General features: G+C 67.9%; 20 protein-coding genes. 5 read left to right on the top strand and 15 right to left on the bottom strand.

Translation table 11 applies throughout. From position 1 onward, the window contains the following. Nucleotides 1-19: 19 nt before the first annotated feature. The 7 genes from H512_RS0101200 to H512_RS0101170 form a co-directional block, all read right to left on the bottom strand. Nucleotides 20-901 carry a helix-turn-helix transcriptional regulator gene (locus H512_RS0101200; RefSeq protein ID WP_053239453.1) on the bottom strand — a complete coding sequence of 294 codons (882 nt, stop codon included), beginning with the start codon at nucleotides 899-901 and terminating at the stop codon, nucleotides 20-22. A 58-nt stretch (nucleotides 902-959) separates the two neighbouring features. Then, complete coding sequence (ptsP, locus tag H512_RS0101195; RefSeq protein WP_026781969.1) at nucleotides 960-3506, bottom strand: phosphoenolpyruvate--protein phosphotransferase; 2547 nt, start codon at nucleotides 3504-3506, stop codon at nucleotides 960-962. A 116-nt stretch (nucleotides 3507-3622) separates the two neighbouring features. After that, nucleotides 3623-4765 carry a mannitol-1-phosphate 5-dehydrogenase gene (locus H512_RS0101190; RefSeq protein WP_026781968.1) on the bottom strand — a complete coding sequence of 381 codons (1143 nt, stop codon included), beginning with the start codon at nucleotides 4763-4765 and terminating at the stop codon, nucleotides 3623-3625. Between the two features lie 85 nt (nucleotides 4766-4850). Next, entirely contained in the window at nucleotides 4851-6770 is a 1920-nt protein-coding gene (locus tag H512_RS0101185; RefSeq protein ID WP_053239452.1) for a PTS mannitol transporter subunit IICBA, read from the bottom strand. A 591-nt stretch (nucleotides 6771-7361) separates the two neighbouring features. Then, the gene (gene glmS / locus H512_RS0101180) at nucleotides 7362-9185 is read right to left on the bottom strand and encodes a glutamine--fructose-6-phosphate transaminase (isomerizing) (RefSeq protein WP_026781966.1); all 1824 of its coding nucleotides are present in this window, start codon (nucleotides 9183-9185) and stop codon (nucleotides 7362-7364) included. A gap of 154 nt (nucleotides 9186-9339) precedes the next feature. Next, nucleotides 9340-9663, bottom strand: coding sequence for a PTS fructose transporter subunit IIB (locus H512_RS0101175; RefSeq protein ID WP_026781965.1), 324 nt, complete (start codon nucleotides 9661-9663; stop codon nucleotides 9340-9342). A gap of 138 nt (nucleotides 9664-9801) precedes the next feature. Further along, on the bottom strand, nucleotides 9802-10761 hold the full coding sequence (locus tag H512_RS0101170) for a helix-turn-helix transcriptional regulator (RefSeq protein WP_026781964.1): 960 nt from the start codon (nucleotides 10759-10761) through the stop codon (nucleotides 9802-9804). Nucleotides 10762-11179: 418 nt separating this feature from the next. On the opposite strand from H512_RS0101170, the gene H512_RS22070 reads away from it, so the two are divergent. After that, nucleotides 11180-11563 carry a CRISPR-associated endonuclease Cas3'' gene (locus H512_RS22070; protein WP_053239451.1) on the top strand — a complete coding sequence of 128 codons (384 nt, stop codon included), beginning with the start codon at nucleotides 11180-11182 and terminating at the stop codon, nucleotides 11561-11563. 240 nt (nucleotides 11564-11803) lie between these two features. Here the strand turns inward: H512_RS22070 and H512_RS0101160 are convergent, their stop codons facing one another. The 4 genes from H512_RS0101160 to H512_RS0101145 all read right to left on the bottom strand — a co-directional run bounded on the left by H512_RS0101160 (nucleotide 11804) and on the right by H512_RS0101145 (nucleotide 16897). Beyond that, complete coding sequence (locus H512_RS0101160) at nucleotides 11804-13558, bottom strand: NADH-dependent [FeFe] hydrogenase, group A6 (protein WP_210162642.1); 1755 nt, start codon at nucleotides 13556-13558, stop codon at nucleotides 11804-11806. Between the two features lie 26 nt (nucleotides 13559-13584). Further along, entirely contained in the window at nucleotides 13585-15219 is a 1635-nt protein-coding gene (locus H512_RS0101155) for a (2Fe-2S) ferredoxin domain-containing protein (RefSeq protein WP_245585326.1), read from the bottom strand. A gap of 162 nt (nucleotides 15220-15381) precedes the next feature. Further along, entirely contained in the window at nucleotides 15382-15930 is a 549-nt protein-coding gene (locus tag H512_RS22065; protein WP_053239450.1) for an NADH-quinone oxidoreductase subunit NuoE family protein, read from the bottom strand. A gap of 505 nt (nucleotides 15931-16435) precedes the next feature. Then, entirely contained in the window at nucleotides 16436-16897 is a 462-nt protein-coding gene (locus H512_RS0101145; RefSeq protein ID WP_026781961.1) for an RpiB/LacA/LacB family sugar-phosphate isomerase, read from the bottom strand. Between the two features lie 243 nt (nucleotides 16898-17140). Here H512_RS0101145 and tkt point away from each other — a divergent pair, with 243 nt between their 5' ends. The 3 genes from tkt (at nucleotide 17141) to H512_RS26820 (ending at nucleotide 20305) form a co-directional block, all read left to right on the top strand. Further along, nucleotides 17141-19171, top strand: a complete 2031-nt coding sequence (gene tkt, locus H512_RS0101140; protein ID WP_036789406.1) for a transketolase — start codon at nucleotides 17141-17143, stop codon at nucleotides 19169-19171. Nucleotides 19172-19240: 69 nt separating this feature from the next. Then, nucleotides 19241-20044, top strand: coding sequence for a DeoR/GlpR family DNA-binding transcription regulator (locus H512_RS22060; RefSeq protein WP_053239449.1), 804 nt, complete (start codon nucleotides 19241-19243; stop codon nucleotides 20042-20044). Between the two features lie 108 nt (nucleotides 20045-20152). After that, nucleotides 20153-20305, top strand: a complete 153-nt coding sequence (locus H512_RS26820; protein WP_156899280.1) for a hypothetical protein — start codon at nucleotides 20153-20155, stop codon at nucleotides 20303-20305. A gap of 11 nt (nucleotides 20306-20316) precedes the next feature. Here H512_RS26820 and H512_RS0101125 read toward each other — a convergent pair whose 3' ends face one another. The 4 genes from H512_RS0101125 to H512_RS26815 all read right to left on the bottom strand — a co-directional run bounded on the left by H512_RS0101125 (nucleotide 20317) and on the right by H512_RS26815 (nucleotide 23097). After that, nucleotides 20317-21078, bottom strand: coding sequence for a triose-phosphate isomerase (locus H512_RS0101125; protein ID WP_026781959.1), 762 nt, complete (start codon nucleotides 21076-21078; stop codon nucleotides 20317-20319). 34 nt (nucleotides 21079-21112) lie between these two features. Continuing rightward, nucleotides 21113-21745 (bottom strand): dihydroxyacetone kinase subunit DhaL, encoded by a 633-nt coding sequence (gene dhaL / locus H512_RS0101120; protein ID WP_026781958.1) that lies wholly within the window; start codon nucleotides 21743-21745, stop codon nucleotides 21113-21115. A gap of 3 nt (nucleotides 21746-21748) precedes the next feature. Next, entirely contained in the window at nucleotides 21749-22753 is a 1005-nt protein-coding gene (locus H512_RS0101115) for a dihydroxyacetone kinase subunit DhaK (RefSeq protein ID WP_026781957.1), read from the bottom strand. 92 nt (nucleotides 22754-22845) lie between these two features. After that, complete coding sequence (locus tag H512_RS26815; RefSeq protein WP_156899278.1) at nucleotides 22846-23097, bottom strand: hypothetical protein; 252 nt, start codon at nucleotides 23095-23097, stop codon at nucleotides 22846-22848. 163 nt (nucleotides 23098-23260) lie between these two features. Here H512_RS26815 and H512_RS0101110 point away from each other — a divergent pair, with 163 nt between their 5' ends. Beyond that, complete coding sequence (locus tag H512_RS0101110) at nucleotides 23261-24295, top strand: NAD(P)-dependent alcohol dehydrogenase (protein WP_026781956.1); 1035 nt, start codon at nucleotides 23261-23263, stop codon at nucleotides 24293-24295. Nucleotides 24296-24470: the final 175 nt, after the last annotated feature.

Raw genomic sequence — 24470 nt, 5'->3', positions numbered from 1 at the left:
AACGGCCATCGCCGCCCGTTCAGACCTTTGTCGCCGTCTGCACCGAGTTGCGGTACTCGGTCGGCGTGCGGCCGACCACCTTCTTGAACACCTTGTAGAAATAGTTGAAGTCGTTGAAGCCGCAGCGGGTGGCGATCTGCGACAGCGGCAGGTCGTATTTCTCCAGCATGAACTTGGCCTTGCCGATCCTGACCTGCGTCAGGTAGTCGGAGAAGGTCATGGCGCCCTGCTCGCGGAAGACGCGCGAGAAATAGTTGGGACTGATCCGCAGATGGGCGGCCACCGTATCGCGGGTGATCAGCCGGTCGAAATTCTCCTCGATATAAAGACAGGCGGCGCGGAAAAAGGCCGACGACTGGCGATCCTCGTCCGGCATCGGGTTGGCCAGCAGCCGGCGGCAGTATTCGAGGATGGCCTGGGCGAGCAGGCGGGCGTCGAGGCTGGTCGGGCCGGCGTCGTCGCGGTGGCTCGACATGGCGTCGATCATGTGCTGCAGCGGCCCGTTGCCGGGGATCAGGCAGCTCCGCTTCTCCACCGACACGAAGCGCCGCTCGCCGGCGCTCCAGCGTACCAGGCTGACGCCGAGGTGGGTGGCGCCGAACAACAGGCTGAGCACCTCGACGTCGCGGTCCCACAGCGGCTGGTTCCAGCAGTTGCCCGGCACCACCAGCGCGTCGCCGGCCACCAGCTCGCGCTCGACGATGCGGGCGGCGCGGTCGCAGACGAGGTTGGTATAGGTACCGGCGATCACCAGCTCGAAGCGGGCGAACTGCACCTGCAGCGCGCCGAGCGGCGGCGCGGCGGCGTCGAGGCCGAAGACGATGCGTTGCGGCGCGCCGGTTGCGGCGGCCAGCGCCTCGCCACGGGCGAAATCGTCGAGCGTCACGGAAGCATGAAGCATATGCGCCTCCTTCGTGCGGCGCGAAAGACGCGGGTTATCGACCGTCGGAGCGGCTGTGTCAGAGATCCGGCCAGCGCCGCGCCACCATGGCCCGCACCTCGGCCGCCGAATCGAGGGCCAGCGCCTCCTCGGCCACGGCGCGGCAGGTCTCCCTGTCGAGGGTGCGGATGAAAGCCTTGAGGTCGGGAATGCCGGAGCGGGTGGCCGACAGGCTGGTGACGCCGAGGCCGATCAGGATGGGCGCCGCCGGCAGTTCGGAGGCGAGGCCGCCGCAGACGCCGACCGGGCAGCCGTGGCGCTGGCCGGCCGCCGCCGCGTCGCCGATCGTCCTGAGCACCGCCGGATGCAGCGAATCGATCTCCGGGGCCAGTTCGGTGTTGCCGCGGTCCATGGCCAGCACATATTGCGTCAGATCGTTGGTGCCGACCGAGAAGAAGGCGGCTTCCTTCGCCAGCTTGTCGGCCATGGCGACGGCGGCCGGCACCTCGATCATGATGCCGAGCGGCACATCGGCGGTGACGCCCAGCGCCGCCTTTTCCTCCTCGAAGATCGCCTTGGCCCAGCGCAATTCGCCGACGTCGGCGATCATCGGCAGCATGATGCGGACGACGGACACCGGCGTCACCTTCAGGATGGCGCGGAACTGCTGGCGCAACAGGTCGGGACGGCGCTTCGAGACGCGGATGCCGCGCACGCCGAGGATCGGATTTTCCTCGGCCGGCTGCTTGAGATAGGGCAGCGGCTTGTCGCCGCCGATGTCGAGCGTGCGGATGGTCAGCGGCTTGCCGCGCAAGGCATCGGCGATCGCCTGGTATTCGGCCTGCTGCTCGGCCTCGGTCGGCGCCGTGGGGCGGTCGAGGAACAGGAACTCGGTTCTGAGCAGGCCCGAGCCCTCGGCGCCGAAGGCGAGGCCGCGCGCCGCGTCGGCCACCGAGCCGACGTTGGCGTAGACAGGCAGGCGGGTGCCGTCGGCCATGACGCAGTCGACCGGCGCCGCCTCGCGGTTGGCGGCGCGGCGGGTCTCGCGCTCGGCGGCGGCGCGGCGGGTGGCCTCGACGGTGGCCGGCTCGGGGTTGACCTGGATCTCGCCGCGCTCGGCGTCGACGATCAACGGCGTGCCCTCGGGGATGCGGCGGGCATCAGGGCCGACGGCGGCCAGCATCGGCACGCCGCTCGCCGCCGAGAGGATGGCGACATGCGAGGTGCGGCCGCCCTTGGCGACCACGAAGGCGGCCGGCAGGCGGTCGCCGAAGGCCATGAACTGCGACGGCAGCAGGTCGTCGGCGATGGCGACGGCGTCCTCGGGCAGCGCCAGGCTTTCCGGCGAGCCGCCGGCCAGCACGGTCAGCACCTGCTGCTCCAGATCGACGAGGTCGGCGGCGCGCTCGGCGAGGCGGGCGTTGTCGAGGCCGCGCAGCAGCGCCGCCTGGGCGGAAATGGTGTCGGAGAAGGCCCAGCCGGCGCTCTTGCCGGCGGCGATGCGGTCGCGGGCGCCTTCCAGAAGCTCGGTGTCCTCCAGAAGAGCGGCATGCGCCGCCATGATCTCGCGCTGCTGCGGCGTGCGGCCACCGGCCGCCTGCTCGCTGAGATGGGCGTGGACGCGGGCGAGAGCCGCGTCGAGCGCCGCGCTCTCGGTCTCGACGTCGCCGCCCTGTTCGGCCGGGCGGGCGACCTTTTCCTTGAGATGCACGGCGCGGCCGATGGCGAGGCCCGGCGCCGCCACGACGCCCTTGAGGAGCGGCCGGTCGGCGGGGCCGAACGGCGTCAGGTCGACGGGCGGCTCCTCGACCGTCGTCGCGGTGTCGACGCCCGGCAGCGTTTCCTGGCCGGCATCGACGAAGGGCACCAGGGGATCGCCGAGGCCGGAGGCGATCGCCTCGACGACGCCGTCGACGGCCGCCACCGCGTCGGCGCCCTCGGCGGCCACCGTCAGGCGGCTGCCCCAGCGGCTGCCGAGAGTGAGCAGCGACACCGGGCTCTTGGCGTTGGCCTTGCGCTCGCCGAGCAGCACCTCGACGGCGCTGGCGTATTGCTTGGCCCGGGCGGCGAGCAGCGCCGCCGGACGGGCGTGCAGCCCCTCGGTCATTTCGAGGACGACGGTCCGCTCGGCGCGCTCCACCGGCGGCGGCGTCTCGACGCCGATCGGCAGCACCGTCATCACCTGGTCGCCGAAATCGACCTCGCCGTCCGCCCTGCGGCCGGTGACGTGGAACGCCTCCTCGTTGGTGACCAGCACCGGCGTGGTGACGATGCCGCAGGTCTCGGCCAGCAAGGCGAGGTCGAAGCGGATCAGCAGGTCGCCGGCAGCGACGCGGTCGCCTTCAGCCACCACGGCGGTGAGGCCGGTGCCACGCAGCGCCACCGCTTCGAGGCCGACGTGCACCAGGAGTTCGGCGCCGTCGTCGGTCTGGACCTTCACCGCATGGGCGCGGCGATGCACCGAGGTCACCGTGCCGTCGACCGGCGCCCGCACCTCGCCGATCTCCGGCTCGATGGCGACGCCGTCGCCCATCATGCCGAGCGCGAACATCGGGTCGGGGACATCGCCGAGCGGCACGATCCGGCCCTTGAGGGGCGCCCTGACGGAGATGGTCGTGGTGGTCATGCGTGTCTCCCGATACCTGCTGCCGAGGCAGCGCCTCCCCGCCGCCGATTTCCGGCGGCGCCCGGCTCTGCGAGAAGAACGGCCGCCGGCCGGCGGCCCGTCGCGCCTCGTGGGACCTAAATCTGGGCTGCGGCGGCGATTTCGGCAAGCACCCCGGCGGGAAGTGCGTTGCCGGAAAAGCGGTCGACGGCCGCCGCGACGCCGAACTCGGCGATCGCCGCCTGCATTTCCACCGCCTGCGGGTCGGTGTCGTTGCGATAGTGCAGCGCGGCGGCGATGCCCCTGACGAGGTTGGCATGCGGCAGGCCGTATTCGAGCGTACCCAGCAGCGGCCGGATCAGCCGGTCGCCCTTGCCGAGCTTGCGCAGGGGCTCGCGGCCGACGCGCGCCACATCGTCGCGGATGAACGGATTGGCGAAGCGGCCGAGGATCTTGTCGATATAGGCGGCGTGCGTCACCGGATCGAAGCCGTAGCGGCGGATCAGCACGGCGCCGCTCTCCTCCATCGCCGCCTTGACGGTGGCGCGGATGGCCTCGTCCTCGATGGCGTCGCGGATGGTCGGCAGGCCCTTGAGGAAACCGAGATAGGCGGTGATGGCGTGGCCGGTGTTGAGCGTGAACAGCTTGCGCTCGATGAAGGCCATCAGGTTGTCGGTCAGCTCCATGCCGGGAATGTCGTGCGTCCACCCCCTGAGCTGGGTGCGGTCGACCACCCACTCGGAGAATTCCTCGACGGTGACGGCAAGCGGCTCGCCCTCGACGGGCGGCGCCGGCGGCACGATGCGATCGACGGCGCTGTCGGCAAAGCCGACTTCCAGCTCGACCACGGCGGCGACGGCGGCCGGCAGGTGGCCGAACACCGCCTCCTTCAGCTGCGTGGTGCCGCGAATGGTGTTCTCGCAGGCGATGACGTTGAGCGGCCCGTGGGTGCCGGCGGCAACGCGCGCCTCAAGGCCGCGGGCCAGCGTCGGGGCGATCTTCGGCAGCACGGCCGGTCCGACGGCGGTGGTGACGAGGTCGGCCGAGGCGATCAGGGCGACGATGTCGTCGCCGATCGAGGAGACGGCGGTGACGCCGGTCACTTCCTCGCGGCGGCTGTCGGCGCCGACGATGTCCACGGGATAGCGGCCGTCCCTGGCGATCAGGCCGACCAGCGTTTCGTTGACGTCGGCGAAGGTGACCGACCATCCGGCGTCGGCGAGGATCTTGCCGATGAAACCGCGGCCGATATTGCCCGCGCCAAAGTGAATGGCTCGCATTGTCGTCTCCGGAACTTGTCTTGGATCAGCGCCAGTCGGAAGGAGGGCCGCCCGTGGGCGGCCCCGTTTCGTGGAAAAGCCGAGGTCAGCCGAGATCGAGGATGCGCAGCACGTCGGCCGGGTTCTTGGTCGTCGAGAGGTGGGCGACCACCTTGGGATTCTCGAGGACCCGGGCGAGGGCCGACATCACGTCCATGTGCTCGTTGCCCTTGGCCGCAAGGCCGACGACGAGACGAGCCACATTCTCGGGGTCCGGACCGAAGAACACGCCGTCGGGATACTGGCAGACGACGATGCCGGTCTTCAGGACCTCGTTCTTCGCTTCGTTGGTGCCGTGCGGCATGGCCAGCGACTGGCCGAGATAGGTCGACACGATGGTCTCACGCTTGAGCATGGCGTCGATGTAGCTCGGGGTGATCGCGCCCATCTCCAGGAGCTTGGAGCCGGCGAAGCGAACGGCTTCCTCTTTGGTGGTCGCGGTGAGGCCGAGGAAGATATGTTCCTCACCGAGATTAAAAGATGCGCCACCCTCGGGCTTGCCGGCGGCCGGAGCCGCGGCGGAGCCCGCCTTCGCCTTGATCTCCGCCACGATGCGGTCATAGGCCGCGCCGTCGAGGAAATTGGTGATGGAGACGTGCGTCGCCTGCGGAGCGGCCCGGCGGGCGCGCTCGGTCAGGTCCTTGTGGGTGATCACCAGGTCGACGTCGGCCGGCAGCGCGTTGATCGCCACGTTGGACGACTTGATGGCGCCGAGGCCGGCCTGATCCAGCTTCTTGCGCAGCATGGAGGCGCCCATGGCGGACGAGCCCATGCCGGCGTCGCAGGCGACGATGACCGAGCGGACGGCGCCGGAGATGGCAACCGGCGCGGCGGCCGGGGCCGGGGCGAAGCCCTTCGATTCGGCCTTCATCGCCTTGATGCGGGCGGTGGCGGCGTCGATGTCCTCTTCGGTATCCGAACGGTCGGTCTTGAGCAGCACCGAGGCGACCAGGAAGGTCACGGCGCAGGACAGGACGACCGAGGAGATGACGCCGACGAAACCGTCCGACGGGGTCATGCCGAGCACGGCGAAGATCGAGCCGGGCGACGACGGAGCGCGCAGGCCACCGCCGAGCAGCATGTTGGCGGCCACGCCGGTGGCACCACCGAGGATCATGGCGATGATCAGGCGCGGCTTCATCAGCACGTAGGGGAAGTAGATCTCATGGATGCCGCCGAAGAAGTGGATGATGGCGGCAGCCGGAGCCGATTCCTTGGCGTTGCCACGGCCGAACACCATGTAGGCGAGCAGGAGGCCGAGACCCGGACCGGGGTTGGCTTCGATCAGGAAGACCAGCGACTTGCCGTGTTCGGCGGCCTGCTGGATACCGAGCGGGGTGAAGACGCCGTGGTTGATGGCGTTGTTCAGGAACAGCACCTTGGCCGGCTCGACCAGGATCGAGGCGAGCGGGATGAGACCGGTGCTGATCAGCGCGTTGACGCCCGTGCCGAGGGCCGCAGCCAGATGCTCGACGATCGGGCCGACCACCGCGAAGGCGACCATGGCCATGGCGCCGCCGAGGATACCGGCCGAGAAGTTGTTGACCAACATCTCGAAGCCGGGGCGGATCTTGCCGTCGACCGTGCGGTCGAACTGCTTGATCGCCCAGCCGCCGATCGGGCCGACGATCATGGCGCCGAGGAACATCGGGATATCGGTGCCGATGATCGCGCCGGCGGTGACGATGGCACCGACGACGGCGCCGCGCTCGCCATAGACCAGCCGGCCGCCGGTATAACCGAGCAGAAGCGGCAGAAGATAAGTGATCATCGGGCCGACGAGCTTGGCGAAATACTCGTTGGGCAGCCAGCCGGTCGGAATGAAGAGAGTGGTGATGATACCCCAGGCGACGAAGGCGCCGATGTTGGGCATCACCATGCTGCTCAGGAAGCGGCCCACTTGCTGGACGCGCACCTTGAGGTTGGACGACGACGAGTCGCCCCCTGCGGTTCCGGTATATGCCATGTTCTGGAAACTCCTCCACGAAGTCCTGTCACGCCGAAGAAGAAGCCCGACAGACCGGAAAGTAAGCGACACCGTCGCCGCAAACGAGTTGCGTCGAAGCAATACCGGCTCCGGGGACGAGCCGATCAGGTCGTTTATTTCGCAGGCCTCTCCGCCCCTCCATCCCGGCCGGGTATTTCCTCGTCCGGGAGATACGAAAACACCGCCCCGAACGTCGTTCGACGCTCGGACTCCAGCTCACTTCAATAGTTGTTCTTACGGGTCCTCGTTCGATTGTGATAAAAACATGACGTCACTGTGAGCGAAAGTGGAAAGATATAAACACGACTGTAAAAATGTATCCCATCTTGGTGCATTGGTACGGCGCCCCAAGCGTCCTCTCGCGAAAACCATAGAAATTCCCATGGTTTGGCCTGATATTGTCGACTTGAAAATTGTATGATTGCCTCTCCCAAGTGATCATACTTAAGTCGACATGACAGGCACTCCGGCTCCCCTCATTATACCTTTTGCCAATAGGAAAAGGTGACGCGCCGGCTCCGGAAAGCCGACGCGCCACCCTGTTCGATCCCGATTCTGATACCCAGGCGTTTACTCGACGGTAACGCTCTTGGCAAGGTTGCGGGGCTGGTCGACGTCGGTGCCCTTGGCCACCGCCGTGTGGTAGGCGAGGAGCTGCACCGGCAGCGAGTAGAGGATCGGCGCCACGAAGGGATCGACCTTCGGCAGTTCGATGGTCCAGCGTACCTTGCCGGCGAGGCGGGCGACGCCCTCGGCGTCGGAGATCAACAGCACCCGGCCGGAGCGGGCCGCCACCTCCTGGATGTTGGACAGCACCTTCTCGAACAGGCCGTCCGACGGGGCGAGCGCGATCACCGGCACGCCGTCGTCGATCAGCGAGATCGGGCCGTGCTTCATCTCGCCGGCGGCGTAGCCCTCGGCATGGATATAGCTGATCTCCTTCAGCTTCAGCGCGCCCTCGAGGGCGATCGGATAGGCGGTGCCGCGGCCGAGGTAGAGCGCGTCGCGGCTTTCGGCGATGGCGCCGGAGAGCGCCTGGATGGCGTCGTCGTGGCGCAGCACCTCGGCGGCGCGCGCCGGCACCTCGCGCAGCGCCAGCGCCAGCTCGGCCTCGCGCTCGTGCGAGATGGTGCCGCGGGCGCGGGCGAAGGCCAGCACCAGGCAGGCCATGACGGTGAGCTGCGTCGTGAAGGCCTTGGTGGAGGCGACGCCGATCTCCGGGCCGGCCAGGGTATAGAGCACGCGGTCGCTCTCGCGGGCGATGGTGCTCTCGGGCACGTTGACGATGGAGAGAATGTGCTGTCCGGCGCGCTTGGCGTGGCGCAGCGCCTCCAGCGTGTCGAGCGTCTCGCCCGACTGCGACACGAAGATCGCCGCGCCGCCGTCGGCGAACGGCGTGTCGCGGTAGCGGAACTCCGAGCCGATGTCGACGTCGACCGGCAGCCGCGCCACCTGCTCGAACCAGTATTTGGCGACCATGGCGACGTAATAGGCGGTACCGCAGGCGACGATGGTAAGCCGAGGCACCTTCGCCGGATCGAAGGGCAGCTCGGGCAGCGCGATGGTGCCGGTGGAGGCGGAGACGAAGGCGTTGATGGTGTCGCCGATCACCTGCGGCTGCTCGAAGATCTCCTTCAGCATGAAATGACGGTGGCCGGCCTTGCCGATCAGCGCCGCCGACACGTTGGACACGTGGATCTTGCGCGTCACCGGCGCGTCGTCGGCGTCGCGGATGTCGGCCGACGTCTTGCTCAGCACCACCCAGTCGCCGTCCTCGAGATAGGCAAGGCGGTTGGTGAGCGGCGCCATGGCGAAGGCGTCGGAGGCGAGATACATGGCGCCGTCGCCGTAGCCGACGGCGAGCGGCGTGCCGCGCCGCGTGCCGACCATCAGGTTGTCCTCGCCGGAAAACAGGATGGCCAGCGCGAAGGCGCCTTCGAGGCGGCGGAAGGCCAGGCGGCAGGCCTCGACCGGCGGCTTGCCGGCGTCGAGATAGTCGGTGATCAGATGGGCGACCACCTCGGTGTCGGTCTCGGTGACGAAGACGTGTCCCTTGGCCGACAGCTCGGCGGTCAGCGCCTGATAGTTCTCGATGATGCCGTTGTGCACCACCGCCACGCGGCTCGTCGCATGCGGATGGGCGTTGCCCTCGGTGGGGCCGCCGTGCGTCGCCCAGCGGGTGTGGCCGATGCCGATGGCGCCGGCGAGCGGCGCCTCGGCGAGGCGCTTCTCCAGGTTGACGAGCTTGCCCTCGGCCCGCCGCCGCTCGATGGCGCCGCCGACCAGCGTGGCGATGCCGGCGCTGTCGTAGCCGCGGTATTCGAGACGCTTCAGACCTTCGAGCAGCAATTCAGCGACGTTGTCGCGACCGACAATTCCAATAATTCCGCACATTGACGAACTAACCATCTGTTGTTTCGGGGCCGGCTCGCCAGACGAAACCGTCTCGGTAGCCGCGCCTTTCAAGGCAAGCAACCGTGTCACGCCGAACAACTGGCGACAAGTCAACAATCATTACTAAGGTTTACACGAGGTAGGCCGGCGGCCGTCAGGGCCGGGCGAGAGCCAGGGCCTCGGCCAGCACCGCGTCGGGATCGGCGATGGCCCGCGCCGTGCCGACCGTCAGCACCGGCACGCTCTGGAAGCGGTCCAGGCCGTCGATGTCGACGTCGGCGGCGATGATGGCGGCATTGGCGCGGCCGATGTCCTTACGCGTCAGGATATCCTCGCTGCCGAGCGCGCCCTGCGTCTCCACCTTGACGAGGTAGCCAAGCCGCTGGGCAGCGGCGGCCAGCCGGTTGGCGGCCATGTAGGTGAGGGCGATGCCGGTCGGGCAGGCGGTGACGACGACGATCCGGGTGCCGTTCTCCATGTCGCCTCCTTTCCTTGCCGGTGGCTGCCGCCGGGCGGAATTGCCGGTGCCACGTCGCTCTGATACTTCAAATGCGGCAAAGCTGCAAACCCAGCCGCAACGGCGTGTTTCGGCGCCTCCGGGCGCCCCGTGCCGGCGTCAGCCGGCGGGCGCGTCCTGGCTCTGCCGGCGGTAGAGCGTCGGCGAGACGCCGGTCCACCGGGTGAAGGCGTTGGTGAAGGCGCCGACCACCGCGTAGTCGAGCAGCCGGGCGACGTCGGCGACCATGATGTCGGTCTCGCGCAGCATCCGCATCGCCCGGTCGCGGCGCACCTCGGCGAGCACGGCCGAGAAGGACGTTCCGTCGGCCGAGAGCAGGCGTTGCAGCTTCTTGCCGCTCATGCCGAGCGAGTTGGCGATGAAGTCAATGGTGCAGCGGCCGCTGCCGAGCGTACTTTCGAGCGCGGCGCGCGTCGTCCCGCGCATGGTCTGGTCGTAGACCGGCAGGCGGGCGATCTCGGCGCGGAGGAATTTCTCGAAGATCGGCCGCAGCAGCCGCAGCGAGCCGCCGGTCTCGACGGAGAGCAGGCTGCGGTCGATCCATATCTCGTCGCGGTCGGCGCCGAACTCCAGCTCGCAGCGGAAGACGGCGGCGTGCGAGGCGGTGTCGGCCGGCCGGGGATGGCGGAAGCGGAGGCGCGCCGGGTCGAGGTCGGGCCGGCGGGAAATGTGGCGCGTGGCGCCGACGACGCTGGCTAACACGCCCTCGACCATCTGCGTGGTGCGCTGGTAGCCGGCGGCGCAGACGAAGCGCACGGCGAGGAGGTCCGGCCGGCCGGCCACGTCGAACAGACGCACGGTGAAGGCATTGCAGTGGGCGTTCCAGTATCTGGCGCCGAAATCCGCCCATTCGCCGATGCTGCCGACCAGAAGGCCGATCAGCGTCAGCGGACCGCAGTTGGGCAGGTGCGGCGGCGCCTGCCGGAAGAAGTCGATGGTGAAGTCGGGGATGCCGAGGGCGACGGCCGTGTTGTCGAGCAGCCGCGTGAACTTCTGGCAGGAGATGATCCGCCGGGCATGGTCGAAGTCGTCGACCGGCAGGCCGACCTCGCGGAGCATCGCCTCTGGATCGCGCCGTGGCCGCGGACGTAGTCGGCATAGCCGATCAGCGACACGGCGCGTATTTAGTGCTCCTTGACGTGCTCCACGACGATCGGCGCGCCCGGATGCTCCGCCCCGGCCTTGGGAGACGCCCGAGGACGCCGGCAGGCAGCGCGATTTTTATCGTTTCGATAGCGATCGACGAGGCGGGCGCCGTCGAATTCGCATGGCAAACGGCGGAACGCCGGCGGAAAGATGGAACGATGGCCCTACCCCGCCATCGGGACCGGCCGACATGGGATGCGCCGTCCCCCAGGGTCCCGTGCCACCCTGACGAGCATCCAGCGGGAAACGGTGCACAGGGCGCGCCGACACCGTTGGTAACGGTTGACGGCCTGGTGCTCGAGAGTCCCAATGGTTGTGGGGGGACTCAAGGATGCACTTCGCGCATTCCATCGGCGACACCAGTCGCCGCGACTGGCAGACTTTGCCGGATCATCTCGACGCGGTCGGACGCCTCGCCGCCGCCTGGGCCGCTAAATTCGGCATGGAGAACGCCGGCCGGTTTGCCGGGCGGTTCCACGACATCGGCAAATGCACCGAAGGTTTCGACCTCCGCCTAGAGGGCGGTCCAGCCGTCGAACATTCGCTGGCCGGGGCTTTCCTGATTCGACAGCGGGGCGGCACGCCCATCGAGAGGGCGATGGCCGAGCTCATCGCCTACGAGAGTGCGGATCGAAACGACGATGCCGGCCAGCCGAGCGGCGAGCCGGAAGTGTCGCCCTCCACACGAGGGCGCGGATTGAAATGCAGCCAATGACACTGCCGGCCCACCCGGCAATGAGTCGCTCTCTACGCGAGGGCGCAGATCGAAACGTGTAGATGTCGACTTTGCTTTCGACCTTTTTCTCATCGCCCTCCGCAAGGGCACAAATCGAAATTCGGTCCCGGCTAAGCGCGATTACAACGCCGACAGTCGCCCACCACAAACTCGTACCCCACGCCTCGGCGCCTTATCGAGCGTCGAGGCGTGGGGCGATCGTGGACCGTCCGGGCGGATTTAGCGCTTGTATTCCGGCAGCACCTGGTAGCTGGTGTGCAGGAGTTCGTGCGCCTTGTGGCCGCCGATCTCGCCGAGATAGCCGGCGTAGAGTTCCTTGATGTAGGGGTTGTGGTGCGAACAGCGCCAGAGACCGGACTGGTCCTCCTGGTAAAGGCCGGCGGCCCGCTTGGTCCGAAGTTCGTTGGTGGCGCCGTAGGGCTGGCCGCCGCCGCCGACGCAGCCGCCGGCGCAGGCCATCACCTCGATGAAGTGATAGGGCGGTTCCTCGCCGGCTTCCTTGGCGGCGCGCACCTTTTCGATCACCTCTTCGACGTTGGCGAGCCCGTGGGCGACGGCGACGCGGATCTCCTTGCCGGCGACGGTGAGCTTGCCCTCCTTCACGCCCTTGAGACCGCGCGTCATCTCGAAATCGACGCGCGGCGCGTCCTCGCCGGTGACGTAGAAATGCGCCGTGCGGAGCGCCGCCTCCATCACGCCGCCGGTGGCGCCGAAGATGGTGCCGGCGCCGGTGTAGGCGCCCAGCATGTGGTCGGGCTGCTCCTCGGGGATCGACACGAAGTCGATGCCCGACTGCTTGATCATCCGCGCGAACTCGCGGGTGGTCAGCGACACGTCGACGTCCTGGTAGCCCGACGAACTCATCTCCTTGGAGCGGATGATCTCCGACTTCTTGGCCGTGCAGGGCATCACCGACACCACGAAAATCTTGGCCGGGTCGATGCCCATCTTCTCGGCGTAGTAGGTCTTGGACAGCACGCCGACCATCTCGTGCGGCGACTTGCAGCTTGAGAAGTGGTCGATCATGTCGCCGTGGAACTTCTCCATGAAGTCCACCCAGCCCGGGCAGCAACTGGTGATCAGCGGCAGCGCGCCGGTGCCTTCCAGCAGCCGGTGCTTGAACTCGTTGGCTTCCTCGATGATGGTCAGGTCGGCGCCGAAGTTGGTGTCGAACACCGCCTTGAAGCCCATGCGGCGCAGCGCGGCGTAGACCTTGCCGGTCAGGTTGGAGCCGAGCGGGAAGCCGAAGGCCTCGCCGATGGCGACGCGCACCGCCGGGGCGATCTGCACCACGCAGTGGACCTCCGGGTCCTGCAACTTCTTCCAGGTCGGCACCGTCTCGTCATACTCGACGATGGCGCCGGTCGGGCAGTGAGCCGAGCACTGACCGCAGCGCACGCAGGGCGAATCGGCGAGCGGAATGTCGCCGGCGGCGGCGATGCGGGTCTTGAAGCCGCGGTTGAGGAAGCTCAGCGCCCAGACATTCTGATGCTGCTGGCAGACGGTGATGCAGCGGCCGCACAGTATGCACTTGCGCGGATCGAGCACGATGCTCTGGGTCGAGCAGTCGAGCGGCAGGTCGGGCACCACGTTGGGCAGCGCGAAGCCGGTCATGCCGAAGTCGGCGGCCAGCGACTGCAATTCGCAGTTCTGGTTGCGCAGGCAGGTCAGGCATTCGTTGGGATGGCGCGACAGCGTCAGTTCGAGCACGCCGCGCCTGACCTCGACGATCTCCGGCGTCTCGGTCAGGATGTCCATGCCCGCCTCGATCGGCGTGCAGCAGGAGCGCAGCATCTTGCCGGTGTTTTTCACCTTGACGATGCAGATGCCGCAGGCCGCCGTCGCTTCGAGGTCGGGGTGCTTGCAGAGCGTCGGGATCTTGACGTGCACCTGGCGCGCCGCTTCGAGGATCGTGGCGCCCGGCGCTACCTCGACCGCCACGCCGTTGATCGTCGCATGTATCATGTCAGTCATTTCGGTCACTTCTCGATCTCGGAAAATCAGGCCTGAGCGGTTTCGGGCGTCCTGAGACGCTCGGTGAACTCGGACTCGAAGTGCTTCAGGGCCGACAGCACCGGGTTGGGCGCCGTCTGTCCGAGCGCGCAGAGCGAGCCCTTCTGCATAGCCTGGGCGATCATGCGGATGGTCTTGATGTCCTCGAGCGTGCCGTCGCCGGCGACGATCTTGTCGAGGAGATGCAGCATCTGCGTGCCGCCGATGCGGCAGGGCGCGCATTTGCCGCAGGATTCGTCGACGCAGAAGTCGAGGTAGAAGCGCGACAATTCCACGACGCTGTCGCCATCGTCGATGACGATCAGGCCGCCCGAGCCCATCATCGAGCCGAGCTGTTGCAGATGCTCGTAGGAGATCGGCGTGTCGAACTGGCTCTCCGGGATCATGCCGCCGGAGGGGCCGCCGGTCTGCACCGCCTTGACCTTGCGCTCGGTGCCGGTGCCGCCGCCGATGGTCTCGACGATGTCGCGGATGGTGATGCCCATCGGCACCTCGACGAGGCCGTTGTGGGCGATCTTGCCGGTCAGCGCGAAGACCTTGGTGCCCTTGGACTTCTCGGTGCCCTTGGCGGCGAACCAGGCGGCGCCGTTCTTCAGGATGCGCGGCACGTTGGCCAGCGTCTCGACGTTATTGACGCAGCTCGGCTTGTCCCAGAGGCCCTTGACCGACGGGAAGGGCGGCCGCGGCCGCGGCGTGCCGCGCCGGCCTTCCACCGAGGCGATCAGCGCCGTCTCCTCGCCGCAGACGAAGGCGCCGGCGCCGAGGCGGACGTCGAAATCGAAGCTCCAGCCGGAGTTGAGGATGTTGCGGCCGACGAGGCCGGCCTGGCGCGCCTGGCGGATGGCCTTCTCGATGCGCTCGACGGCCAGCGGATACTCGGCGCGGATGTAGAAGACGCCGTTGGTGGCGTTCATCGCCCGGGCGGCGATCATCATGCCCTCGATCACCGCGTGCGGGTCGCCCTCCAGCACCGAGCGGTCCATGAAGGCGCCGGGATCGCCCTCGTCGCCGTTGCAGATGACGTATTTGACGTCGGACTGCATGCGGCGGGCGAAGTCCCACTTGAGGCCGGTGGGATAGCCGGCGCCGCCGCGGCCGCGCAGGCCGGAGGCCAGCATCTCCTGGCAGATCTCCTCGGCGCTCATGGTCAGCGCCCGGCGCAGGCCCTGGTAGCCGCCGTGGACGAGATAGTCGGCCAGCTTCTCGGGATCGGCATGGCCGTTGTTGGCGAGGACGACGCGCTCCTGCATGGCGAAGAACGGCTCGTCGAGATGGACGACGTGGGCGGCGAGCGGACCGGTCGGGTTCTCGATCTTGTCGTCGCCGACCATCGGCGCCACCACCTCGTCGATCAGCCGGCCGGCCAGTTCGGCGGTCATCTCGCTGAACAGCACGTCCTCGTGTCCCCTGGCGGTCATGCGCACCAGCGGCCCCTTGGAGCAGAGGCCCATGCAGCCGGTGCCGGCCACCTGCACCCTGCCGTCCAGTTCCCTGGCCTTGAGGTCGGCCTTCAGGCGGCCGATGACCTCCGATGCCCCCGACGACTGGCAGCCCGTGCTCGAACAGCAGACGAGGCGCACGTCCATGGCCTGCTGCTTGGCCAGTTCGGCAGCCGCTTTCACTTCAAGCTCTTCCGGCTTCATGACTGTCCCACTGATGTCTGGCGCGCCAGCCCGGCGGGTCGCCGGCGGCACAAGCGCGCGGATGCGAAAAAGAGGAGCCGGGGCGACGCGCCGGTTCGGACCGGGCGGCCGCCGCTCCGGGCAGGTTAGAATGGCGACGGCCTATTCGGCGTCGACCGGCTCGGCGGCGGCACTGACGGTCGGCTGGTCGACGGCGACCTGGCCGAGCAGGCCGTGGGCGTCGTCGACGTCCTGCTTGCCGTAGACCTTGCCGTTGACCGAGGCGAGCGGCGCCAGGCCGCAGCAGCCGAGGCAGCGCACACCCTGCAGATGATACTCGCCGTCCGCCGTGCTCTCGCCGGCCTTGATGCCAAGCTCGCCTTCCAGTCCCTGCAGCAGCTTGGGCGAACCCTTGATGTGGCAGGCCGTGCCGGTGCACACCGAGACGATGTACTTGCCGGGGCTTTCCAGCTTGAAATAATTGTAGAAGGTCAGCACCTCGTAGATGGTGGCCAGCGGCACGCCCATCTCGCGGCCGAGCTTCATCGCCTGGTCGCGCGGCACGAAGCCGAGGCGCCCCTGCAGCTCGTGCAGGGCCATGATCAGGCTGCCCCGCTTCTTCTTCCATTTCCGCGCCAGCACCACGATCTCGTCTTCCGGCGCTTCCTCGAGGTCGAGATCGACCTCCTCCGCAGCGGTATTCTCAGCCATGAGTCTGCTCGTCCGTTTTGTTTTCTGTCAGTCTAAATCGATCTACCCCCACGTCGCGGAACAAATCGACCAGACAAAAGCGTTCGCGAGCTTTGTCCGGATCGATGGGATGACAGTGAATCGAATCACCCCGCCGGTCGACGTCGAGATATATCGAAGCGATGATTATGAAATGCCTGGAGCTCTCCTGGTACTTATGAAGTACCCGCATCCATGATCAGCTATATATCCGGAATTTCTCCCCCAGAGTTTCCAGATATATCGTTTTAGATCAACTATAAGACATATATTTGCAAGTCTGTTGTAACACTTAATCGATTTTACCAATCATTACAGTCTTTAAATTGATAGTTAGTTTCAATTTTACAAAATGGAGTGTCGCCGCCGCCCAGCCGACAGCAAGTCGGCCGGAGCAGCGGCGGCATCGGCGTTGCCGGGCGATATGGAATATTTATGCCGATCGTACGCCGCGCGGCGGGGGAGACATGCCGCGCCGGCGCGGCGGTCAGCGCAAGGCGTATTTGGCGTCGACGCTCTCGATGGCCTTGACGTTGCCGCCGGACGGGCCGTCGGGATCGAAGCCGCCGGTGTAGTGCAGGAAGGCGTCGGCGATGGTCTTGGCCAGTTCGCTACCGATGACGCGGGCGCCCATGGTGATGATCTGGGCGTCGTTGGACAGCGCGGCGCGCTGCGCCGAATAGACGTCGTGGGTCAGCGCCGCGCGGATGCCGCGCACCTTGTTGGCGCTGATCGAGACGCCGATGCCGGTGCCGCAGATCAGGATCGCCCGATCATAGAGGCCATCCCGCACGGCCGACGCGACGCGATCGGCCATGTTGGCGTAAAAAGGATCGGCCCCCTGTTCGGTTCGTGACACTTCAAACACCTCATAGCGATCCTTGAGGTGTTCGGCCAGCAGGTGCGCCAGTCCCTCGCCGGCGCTGTCGCCCGCAACCGCAATCTTCATGATACCCGCAACTCCTTGATCATGATGGCTGCCCCGACATCCGTCCCCTCCGGCCGCGACCGGGCGACACGCCTGTTACAATGGCGTTCACTCAGCGACCTCATCGCACGATGTGATCGGATCGGTTCCGTCACGCTCAAAATAACACCAAAATCTCGATTTTCAACCCGAATATGTTATTTTAATATCTTGATATGGGATTTTCCCGGCGTAATCTGTGATTCTTGCCATCCGGAGATTCAAATGTCCTGTTCCGAGTTCATCCGCGCCCATGCCGACGCGGCTCCCGAGACCTTCCGCCTCGCCAACTGCATCCGCGCGCTGGCCATCGACGGCGTCGAGGCGGCCCAGTCCGGACATCCCGGCGCGCCGCTCGGCATGGCCGATGCCGCCACCGTGCTGTTCGACAAGCACCTGAAGTTCGACGCCAGCCGGCCGGACTGGCCCGACCGCGACCGCTTCGTGCTGTCCAACGGCCACGCCTCGATGCTGCTCTATGCGCTGCTCCACCTCACCGGCTACGCCGACATGACGATCGACCAGCTGAAGGCGTTCCGGCAGTGGGGATCGCGGGCGGCCGGCCATCCGGAATACGGGCACGCCAAGGGCATCGAGACGACCTCAGGCCCACTCGGCCAGGGCATTGCCGGCGCCGTCGGCATGGCGATGGCCGAGCGGCGGCTGGCCGACGAGTTCGGCAGCGACGTCGTCGACCATTTCACCTACGTGTTCGTCGGCGACGGCTGCCTCGAGGAGGGCATCGGCCAGGAGGCGATCTCGCTGGCCGGCCATCTCGGCCTCGGCAAGCTGATCGTGCTCTATGACGACAACGGCATCACCATCGACGGGCCGACGTCGGTCAGCTTCTCGGAAAACATCCCCAGCCGGTTCGCCGCCTGCCGCTGGCACGTGCAGAGCTGCGACGGCCATGACGCCCGGGCGGTCGATGCCGCCATAGCCGCCGCCCGCGCCCAGACGTCGCAACCCTCGCTGATCGCGCTCCGCACGGTGATCGGCTTCGGCTCGCCGGGCAAGGCCGGGCAGGAGAGCTGCCACGGTGCGCCGCTCGGCGCCAAGGAGGCGGCGGCCACCAAGGCGGCGCTCGGCTGGACCGCCGCGCCGTTCGAGATTCCCGCCGACCTTCTGACGCGCTGGCGGGCCATCGGCGCCCGCGGCGCCACCGCCCGCGCCGCCTGGGAGGAGCGCCTTGCCGGCAAGCCGGCCGCGCTGCGGGCCGAGTTCGAGCGGCGGCTCTCCGGCGACCTGCCGGCCGGCTATGCCGCCGCCGTCACTGCCCTCAGGGATCGGCTTTATGCCGAGCCGCAGAAGGTGGCGACGCGCCGGGCCAGCCAGATCGCCCTCGAAGCGCTCACCGCCGCCGTGCCGGAGATGATCGGCGGCTCGGCCGACCTCACCGGCTCCAACCTCACCCGCGTCAAGGCCGTCGACAGCCAGTTCGGCCGGGAGAAATCCGGCCGCTACGTCGGCTATGGCGTGCGCGAGTTCGCCATGGGCGCCGCCATGAACGGCATGTCGGTGCACGGCGGCCTGATCCCCTACGGCGGCACCTTCCTGGTGTTCTCCGACTATGCCCGCAGCGCCATCCGCCTGTCGGCGCTGATGGGGGTCGGCACCATCTACGTGATGACCCACGATTCGATCGGCCTCGGCGAGGACGGACCGACGCACCAGCCGGTCGAGCATCTCGCCTCGCTGCGGGCCATTCCCAACCTCCTGGTGTTCCGGCCGGCCGACGCCGTCGAGACGCTGGAATGCTGGGACATCGCCGTCCGCAGCCGCAAGCGGCCGTCGCTGCTCGCCCTGTCGCGGCAGGCGGTGCCGCAGTTGCGCCTCGGCACGGACGCGGACGCGGCCGACAACAAGGCGGCGCGCGGCGCCTACGTCATCCGGTCGTTCGGCGAGGGGCGGGACGTGACGCTGCTCGCCACCGGCACCGAGGTGGCGCTGGCCGTCGAAGCGGCGGAAGCGCTCCATGCCGGCGGCATCGCCGCCGCCGTGGTGTCGATGCCGTCGTGGGAGCTGTTCGAGGCGCAGCCGAGGGAATACCGCCGCGCCGTGCTGGGAACGGCGCCGCGCCTCGCCATCGAGGCGGCCGGCAAGTTCGGCTGGACGCGCTATGTCGACAGCGAGGACGACGTCGTCGGCCTCGACGGCTTCGGCGCCTCGGCGCCGGCCGAGCGGCTCTACGCCGAGTTCGGCATCACCCGCGAGGCGATCGTCGGCAAGGCCAAGGCGCTTCTCGGCAAGGCCTGACCCGGCCAGGCCGCCGGACCGGCCCCGGCCGATCCGGCGGATGCCGATCAACAGGACGGAACCGAAGCCGTGCAGCATGATGACGACAGTCCCAGAACGACAGCCGCCGCCGGCCCGACCGGCCGGCGCGCGGCGCTTCTCAACTATCTGCTGCCGGTCGGCTCGGCGCAGGTCGACGAGCTGGCCGGCCATTTCGGCGTCAGCCGGATGACCGTCCACCGCGATCTGAAGCTGCTCGAAGAGCGGGGCATCGTCCGCCGCGTCCACGGCGGCGTCACGGTGCACTCCTCCAACCTCGCCGACAGCACCATCCTCTACCGCTCGCGCCTTGCCGACGCGGAAAAGGACGCGCTGGCGCGCGCCGCCGCCCGGCTGATCGAGCCCGGCCAGGCCATCCTGCTCGACGATTCGACGACGGTCGGCCATCTCGCCGCCCAGATCGCCCATTGCCGGCCGCTGACGGTGATCACCAGCAGCCTGTCGGTGATCGACGCGCTGAAGACCGCCGAGGGCATCGAGACCATCTGCCTCGGCGGCCACTACGATCCGCGCTTCAATGCCTTCTTCGGCTATTTCTGCGAACAGGCGGCCGACTCGCTCCGGGCCGACGTGCTGTTCATGTCGACCTCGACGGTGTTCGGCCTCACCGCCTATCACCAGCAGGAAGAGGTGGTGAAGACCAAGCGGGCGCTGATGGCCGCCGCCGACCGCAAGGTGCTGCTGATCGACAGCTCCAAGTTCGGCAAGGCGTCGCTGATCAAGCTCGCCTCGCTCACCGAGTTCGACGAGGTGATCACCGACAGCAATCTCGGGCCGGCCCTGGCCGACGCCCTGCTGAAGGGCGGCGTCAAGCTGACGGTGGTCGAAGCTTGATCAGATCCGGACCGCCGCGGCGGCGGCGATCAGGCCGTCGACCATGGGCTCGGCGGCGAGGTCGGCGGCGTTGGCGGCGCTGACGCTGCCGCCGACCGCAAGGTGCTGTTGATCGACAGCTCCAAGTTCGGCAAGGCGTCGCTGATCAAGCTCGCCGCGCTCACCGAGTTCGACGAGGTGATCACCGACAGCAATCTCGGGCCGGCCCTGGCCGACGCCCTGCTGAAGGGCGGCGTCAAGCTGACGGTGGTCGAAGCCTGACGGAAGGCCGCTCAGGCGCGCGCCGCGGCGACGGCGGCGATCAGGCCGGCGAGACCCTCGGGCGTCCAGGCGGCCCGGCCGACGAACAGGCCGTCGACCATGGGCTCGGCGGCGAGGTCGGCGGCGTTGCCGGCACTGACGCTGCCGCCGTAGAGCACCGGCACGGCCGGTCCGCCCATCTCCTTGAGAGCGACGTGCAGGTCGGCGTGAACCGCCCGCACCTCCTCCGGCGTGGCGGCGACGCCGCCCTCGCCGATCGCCCAGATGGGCTCGTAAGCGACGAGGCAGCGGCCAAGCTCGCCGGCGTCGAGGCCAGCGAAGGCGAGCCGCACCTGCCGCACCACCGCCTCGCCCGAGGCGCCGGCGCGCCGCTCCTCGGCGCTGTCGCCGACGCACAAAAGCGGCCGCAGGCCGTGCCGCAGCGCCGCCTTGACCTTCATGTTCAATGCCGCGTCGGTCTCGCCGAACATCTGCCGGCGTTCGGAGTGGCCCAGTTCGACCATATCGATGCCGAACTCCTCCAGCATGGTCGCCGAGATCTCGCCGGTGAAGGCGCCCGCCTCGGCCCAGTGCATGTTCTGCGCCCCGAGAAGAAGCGGCATCGTGCCGATCGCCTCGCGGGCGGCGGCCAGCGCCGTGAAGGGCGGAATGACGAAGACGGTGCAGCCACCGGCGCCCTCGGGCCACAGGCCCTTCAGCGCGGCGATGTAGCGGCGCGTCTCGGCCACCGTCTTGTTCATCTTCCAGCCGGTGCCGATCCAGAATGTGCCCACGTCCGCCTCCGGAGTTCCCGTCCTCGCCGCCGCCTCAGGCGGCGATGTAGTCGCGCATCGATTCCAGGATCAGCGTGAAGGAGACCGCGCCCGGATCGACATGGCCGAGCGAGCGTTCGCCCAGCGTCCTCGCCTTGCCGGTGGTGGCGATCATGCCCTTGGTCGCCTCGACGCCCTGCCGTGCCGCCGCAGCGGCGCTCCGGACGGCCTCGCCGAGACTGCCGCCGGCGGCATCGGCGGCGGCAACGGCGGCCGGCGCCAGCGCGTCGATCATCGTCTTCTGGCCGGGCTTGGCGCCGCCGCGCTTCTCCACGGCGTCGAGACCCTGGGCAAGGAAGCCGGCAAAACCGGCGGCATCCATCCCGTCGCGACCGTCGAATGCGGCGCTGCCGGCCCGGAACAGCGTGCCGAACACCGCGCCGGCGGCACCGCCGGTCTTGGCCATGATCGCCGTGCCGGCGTCCTTGAACACCTTGGCGACCGACTGGAGATCGCTGCCGGCCATCGCCTCCTCGACGGCGGCGAAGCCGCGGCGCATGCCGATGCCGTGGTCGCCGTCGCCGATCGCCTGATCGATCTCGGTCAGCATGTCGACGCTGGCGACGATGTGCCGGGCGACGGCGGCGAGCATGTCGCGCGCCTCGGCGGGGGTGAGGGTATCGCGCATGGGTCAGCTCCTCGAATAGGCGAACGAACGGGCGGGCATGTCGAGATAGCGCTTCAGCTCGTCGTCGAGCCGCATCAGCGTGATCGACAGGCCGGCCATCTCCTGGCAGGTCAGGAAGGAGCCGACATCGGTGCGATGGACGGCGATGCCCCGCTCCTTGAGGAGCTGGTGCACCCGGCGGGTGACCACCAGCAGCTCCATCTGGGTGGTGGCTCCGAGGTTGTTGATCAGCAGCGCCACCTCGTCGCCAGACTGGAACGGCAGGTCGACGAGGATGCGGTCGACCATCTCGCCGGCGATGGCGTCGGCGTCGGTCATCTTGCGGCGGGCGATGCCGGGCTCGCCGTGGGCGCCCATGCCGATCTCCAGCTCGTCCTCCGGCAGCTCGAAGGTGCGCTCGCCGGTTTCCGGGATCGAGCCGGCGGCGAGCGCCACGCCCATCGAGCGGGTGTTGTCTCGCGCCTTGACGGCGACGCGGCAGACCTCGTCGAGGTCCGTCAGCTCGGCGGCGGCGCCGCCGGCCACCTTGATCACGAAGAAATCGCCGGCGATGCCGCGGCGGTCGGTGATGCGGTCGAGCGGCGCCGCCGCCACGTCGTCCCAGACGCGCACGGTGCGCGTGACGATGCCCGCCTCCTCGGCCAGCTCGGCGGCGATGTCGAAGTTCATGTTGTCGCCGGCATAGTTGCCGTAGACCATCAGCACGCCGCGGCCGCGATGCACGGCGTGGAGCGTATCGAGGATGAGGTCCGGCGTCGGCGCGGCGAACACCTCGCCGCAGGGCGCGCCGTCGGCGAGGTTGGAGCCGACGAAGCCGGGAAACATCGGCTCGTGGCCGCTGCCGCCGCCGATCAGCAGCGCCACCTTGTCGTCGGCGATCCGGTCGCGGACGACGGCGTTGCGATCACCGAGGCGTTGCAGATCGCCGCCGCTCGCCGCCACCAGCCCGTCGATCAGCTCGGACACGACGTCTACCGGATTGTTGAGCAATTTCTTCGGCCTGGCCATGCCGATTCCTCCCCTTAACGGTTCTGGACCAGTTCGCCTCGACAAGGCGCCGGTCGGGTTTGTGACATTAGGGGCACCGGGCCTGTCGGCTGTCAATTGAATTTTTCATATAAGTGTTTTGTTCGTATCCATTTTTGTTGTTCTGGCCCGAGAACTTGCGCCTTTGTCACAGCCTTCAGGGAGCCAATTTCGAACGGAACGGAGAAGAATGGGGTGGCGGCGACCCAACGCCGCGCTGCCTGTTTCATCCTATATCGATGATTTAATTCATTTCTTTCAGCAAGCGGCACCGGCCTTCCAGTCGGACGCAGCGCGATGTTCCTTGTTGCGATCTTCCGCGACATCGGCTTGCCGATCCCCTCAATAAGGTGTTATATATTTATCAATTGAGCGCGGCGCCGGTATCACAATCAACCGCTCTGCCGGGATCGGCGCCGACGGCTCGGTCAATCGCGCGGGACCGATCCTCAGCCCTGCGGAGAGACAACGGCTAGGGAGGAAAAAGCCATGAAAGCTCTGGTTCTCGAAAAGATCGGCGACATTCGCCTGCGGGACGTCGACATGCCGACCAAGCCCGGCCCGGACGACGTGCTGATCGCCATGAAGAACGTCGGCATCTGCGGCAGCGACGTCCACTTCTACGAACACGGCAACATCGGGCCGTTCGTGGTCAAGGCGCCGATGGTGCTCGGCCACGAAGGGTCCGGCGTCGTGCTGGCCGTCGGCGCCAACGTCAAGACGCTGTCGGTGGGCGACAAGGTGTGCATGGAGCCGGGCATTCCCGACTGGACCTCGCGCGCCTCGCGCGGCGGCCTCTACAATCTCGACCCGGCCGTGCGCTTCTGGGCGACGCCGCCGGTCCACGGCTGCCTGGCGCCCGAGGTGGTGCATCCGGCCAACCTGACCTTCAAGCTGCCCGACAACGTCAGCCTCGCCGAAGGCGCCATGGTCGAGCCGCTGGCGGTCGGCATGCAGGCGGCGACCAAGGCGCGCATCGCGCCCGGCGCCGCCGCCGTGGTCATCGGCTCGGGCACCATCGGCATCATGACGGCGTTGTCGGCGGTGGCCGCCGGCTGCTCGGACGTGTTCGTCGTCGACCTGCAACAGGAAAAGCTCGACGTGGCCGCCAAATACCCGAGCCTCACGCCGATCAACCTCGCCAAGGAGAATCCCGTCGAGCGCGTCAAGGCCGCCACCGGCGGCTGGGGCGCCGACGTGGTGTTCGAGGCGAGCGGCAGCATGAAGGCCTACGACACGCTGTTCGACTATGCCTGCCCCGGCGGCTGCGCCGTGCTGGTCGGCATGCCGGCCAAGCCGGTCGCCTACGACGTGGTGGCCGCCCAGGCCAAGGAGCTGCGCGTCGAGCACGTCTTCCGCTACGCCAACATCTACGACCGGGCGATCAACCTGCTGGCGTCCGGCAAGATCGACGTCAAGCCGCTGATCTCGAAGACCTATTCCTTCGACCAGGCCGTCGAGGCATTCGAGTTCGCGGCAAAGGCGCCGGCCGACATCATCAAGACGCAGATCGTCTTCGACTGATCGCCGGTCCCGGCGGTTCACCGCCGGGACTGGCCAGCACAACCGGGGCCGGCCACCTGCCTCACTATCTGGCCGCCCCGGCAAGCCGGGCCGGAAAGCTTTTTCCGTCCTCCCGGAAGCCAGCTCGACAGGACCCGGCCGTTCCCCCTTCCTGAGTGTGGGCCGGGAACTCCTT

This window comes from Pleomorphomonas koreensis DSM 23070, assembly GCF_000425185.1.
GTDB classification, from domain to species: Bacteria; Pseudomonadota; Alphaproteobacteria; order Rhizobiales; family Pleomorphomonadaceae; genus Pleomorphomonas; species Pleomorphomonas koreensis.
The sequence above is the reverse complement of the archived record's forward strand: the minus strand, read 5'-3'. Positions and strand labels throughout refer to the sequence as shown.

Bases quoted from the DNA above. Each gene is read 5' to 3' on its own strand.
- H512_RS0101200 (WP_053239453.1), bottom strand. From the start codon at position 901: ATGCTTCATGCTTCCGTGACGCTCGACGATTTCGCCCGTGGCGAGGCG.
- ptsP (WP_026781969.1), bottom strand. From the start codon at position 3,506: ATGACCACCACGACCATCTCCGTCAGGGCGCCCCTCAAGGGCCGGATC.
- H512_RS0101190 (WP_026781968.1), bottom strand. From the start codon at position 4,765: ATGCGAGCCATTCACTTTGGCGCGGGCAATATCGGCCGCGGTTTCATC.
- H512_RS0101185 (WP_053239452.1), bottom strand. From the start codon at position 6,770: ATGGCATATACCGGAACCGCAGGGGGCGACTCGTCGTCGTCCAACCTC.
- glmS (WP_026781966.1), bottom strand. From the start codon at position 9,185: ATGTGCGGAATTATTGGAATTGTCGGTCGCGACAACGTCGCTGAATTG.
- H512_RS0101175 (WP_026781965.1), bottom strand. From the start codon at position 9,663: ATGGAGAACGGCACCCGGATCGTCGTCGTCACCGCCTGCCCGACCGGC.
- H512_RS0101170 (WP_026781964.1), bottom strand. From the start codon at position 10,761: ATGCTCCGCGAGGTCGGCCTGCCGGTCGACGACTTCGACCATGCCCGG.
- H512_RS22070 (WP_053239451.1), top strand. From the start codon at position 11,180: ATGCACTTCGCGCATTCCATCGGCGACACCAGTCGCCGCGACTGGCAG.
- H512_RS0101160 (WP_210162642.1), bottom strand. From the start codon at position 13,558: ATGACTGACATGATACATGCGACGATCAACGGCGTGGCGGTCGAGGTA.
- H512_RS22065 (WP_053239450.1), bottom strand. From the start codon at position 15,930: ATGGCTGAGAATACCGCTGCGGAGGAGGTCGATCTCGACCTCGAGGAA.
- H512_RS0101145 (WP_026781961.1), bottom strand. From the start codon at position 16,897: ATGAAGATTGCGGTTGCGGGCGACAGCGCCGGCGAGGGACTGGCGCAC.
- tkt (WP_036789406.1), top strand. From the start codon at position 17,141: ATGTCCTGTTCCGAGTTCATCCGCGCCCATGCCGACGCGGCTCCCGAG.
- dhaL (WP_026781958.1), bottom strand. From the start codon at position 21,745: ATGCGCGATACCCTCACCCCCGCCGAGGCGCGCGACATGCTCGCCGCC.
- H512_RS0101115 (WP_026781957.1), bottom strand. From the start codon at position 22,753: ATGGCCAGGCCGAAGAAATTGCTCAACAATCCGGTAGACGTCGTGTCC.
- H512_RS26815 (WP_156899278.1), bottom strand. From the start codon at position 23,097: ATGTCGCGGAAGATCGCAACAAGGAACATCGCGCTGCGTCCGACTGGA.
- H512_RS0101110 (WP_026781956.1), top strand. From the start codon at position 23,261: ATGAAAGCTCTGGTTCTCGAAAAGATCGGCGACATTCGCCTGCGGGAC.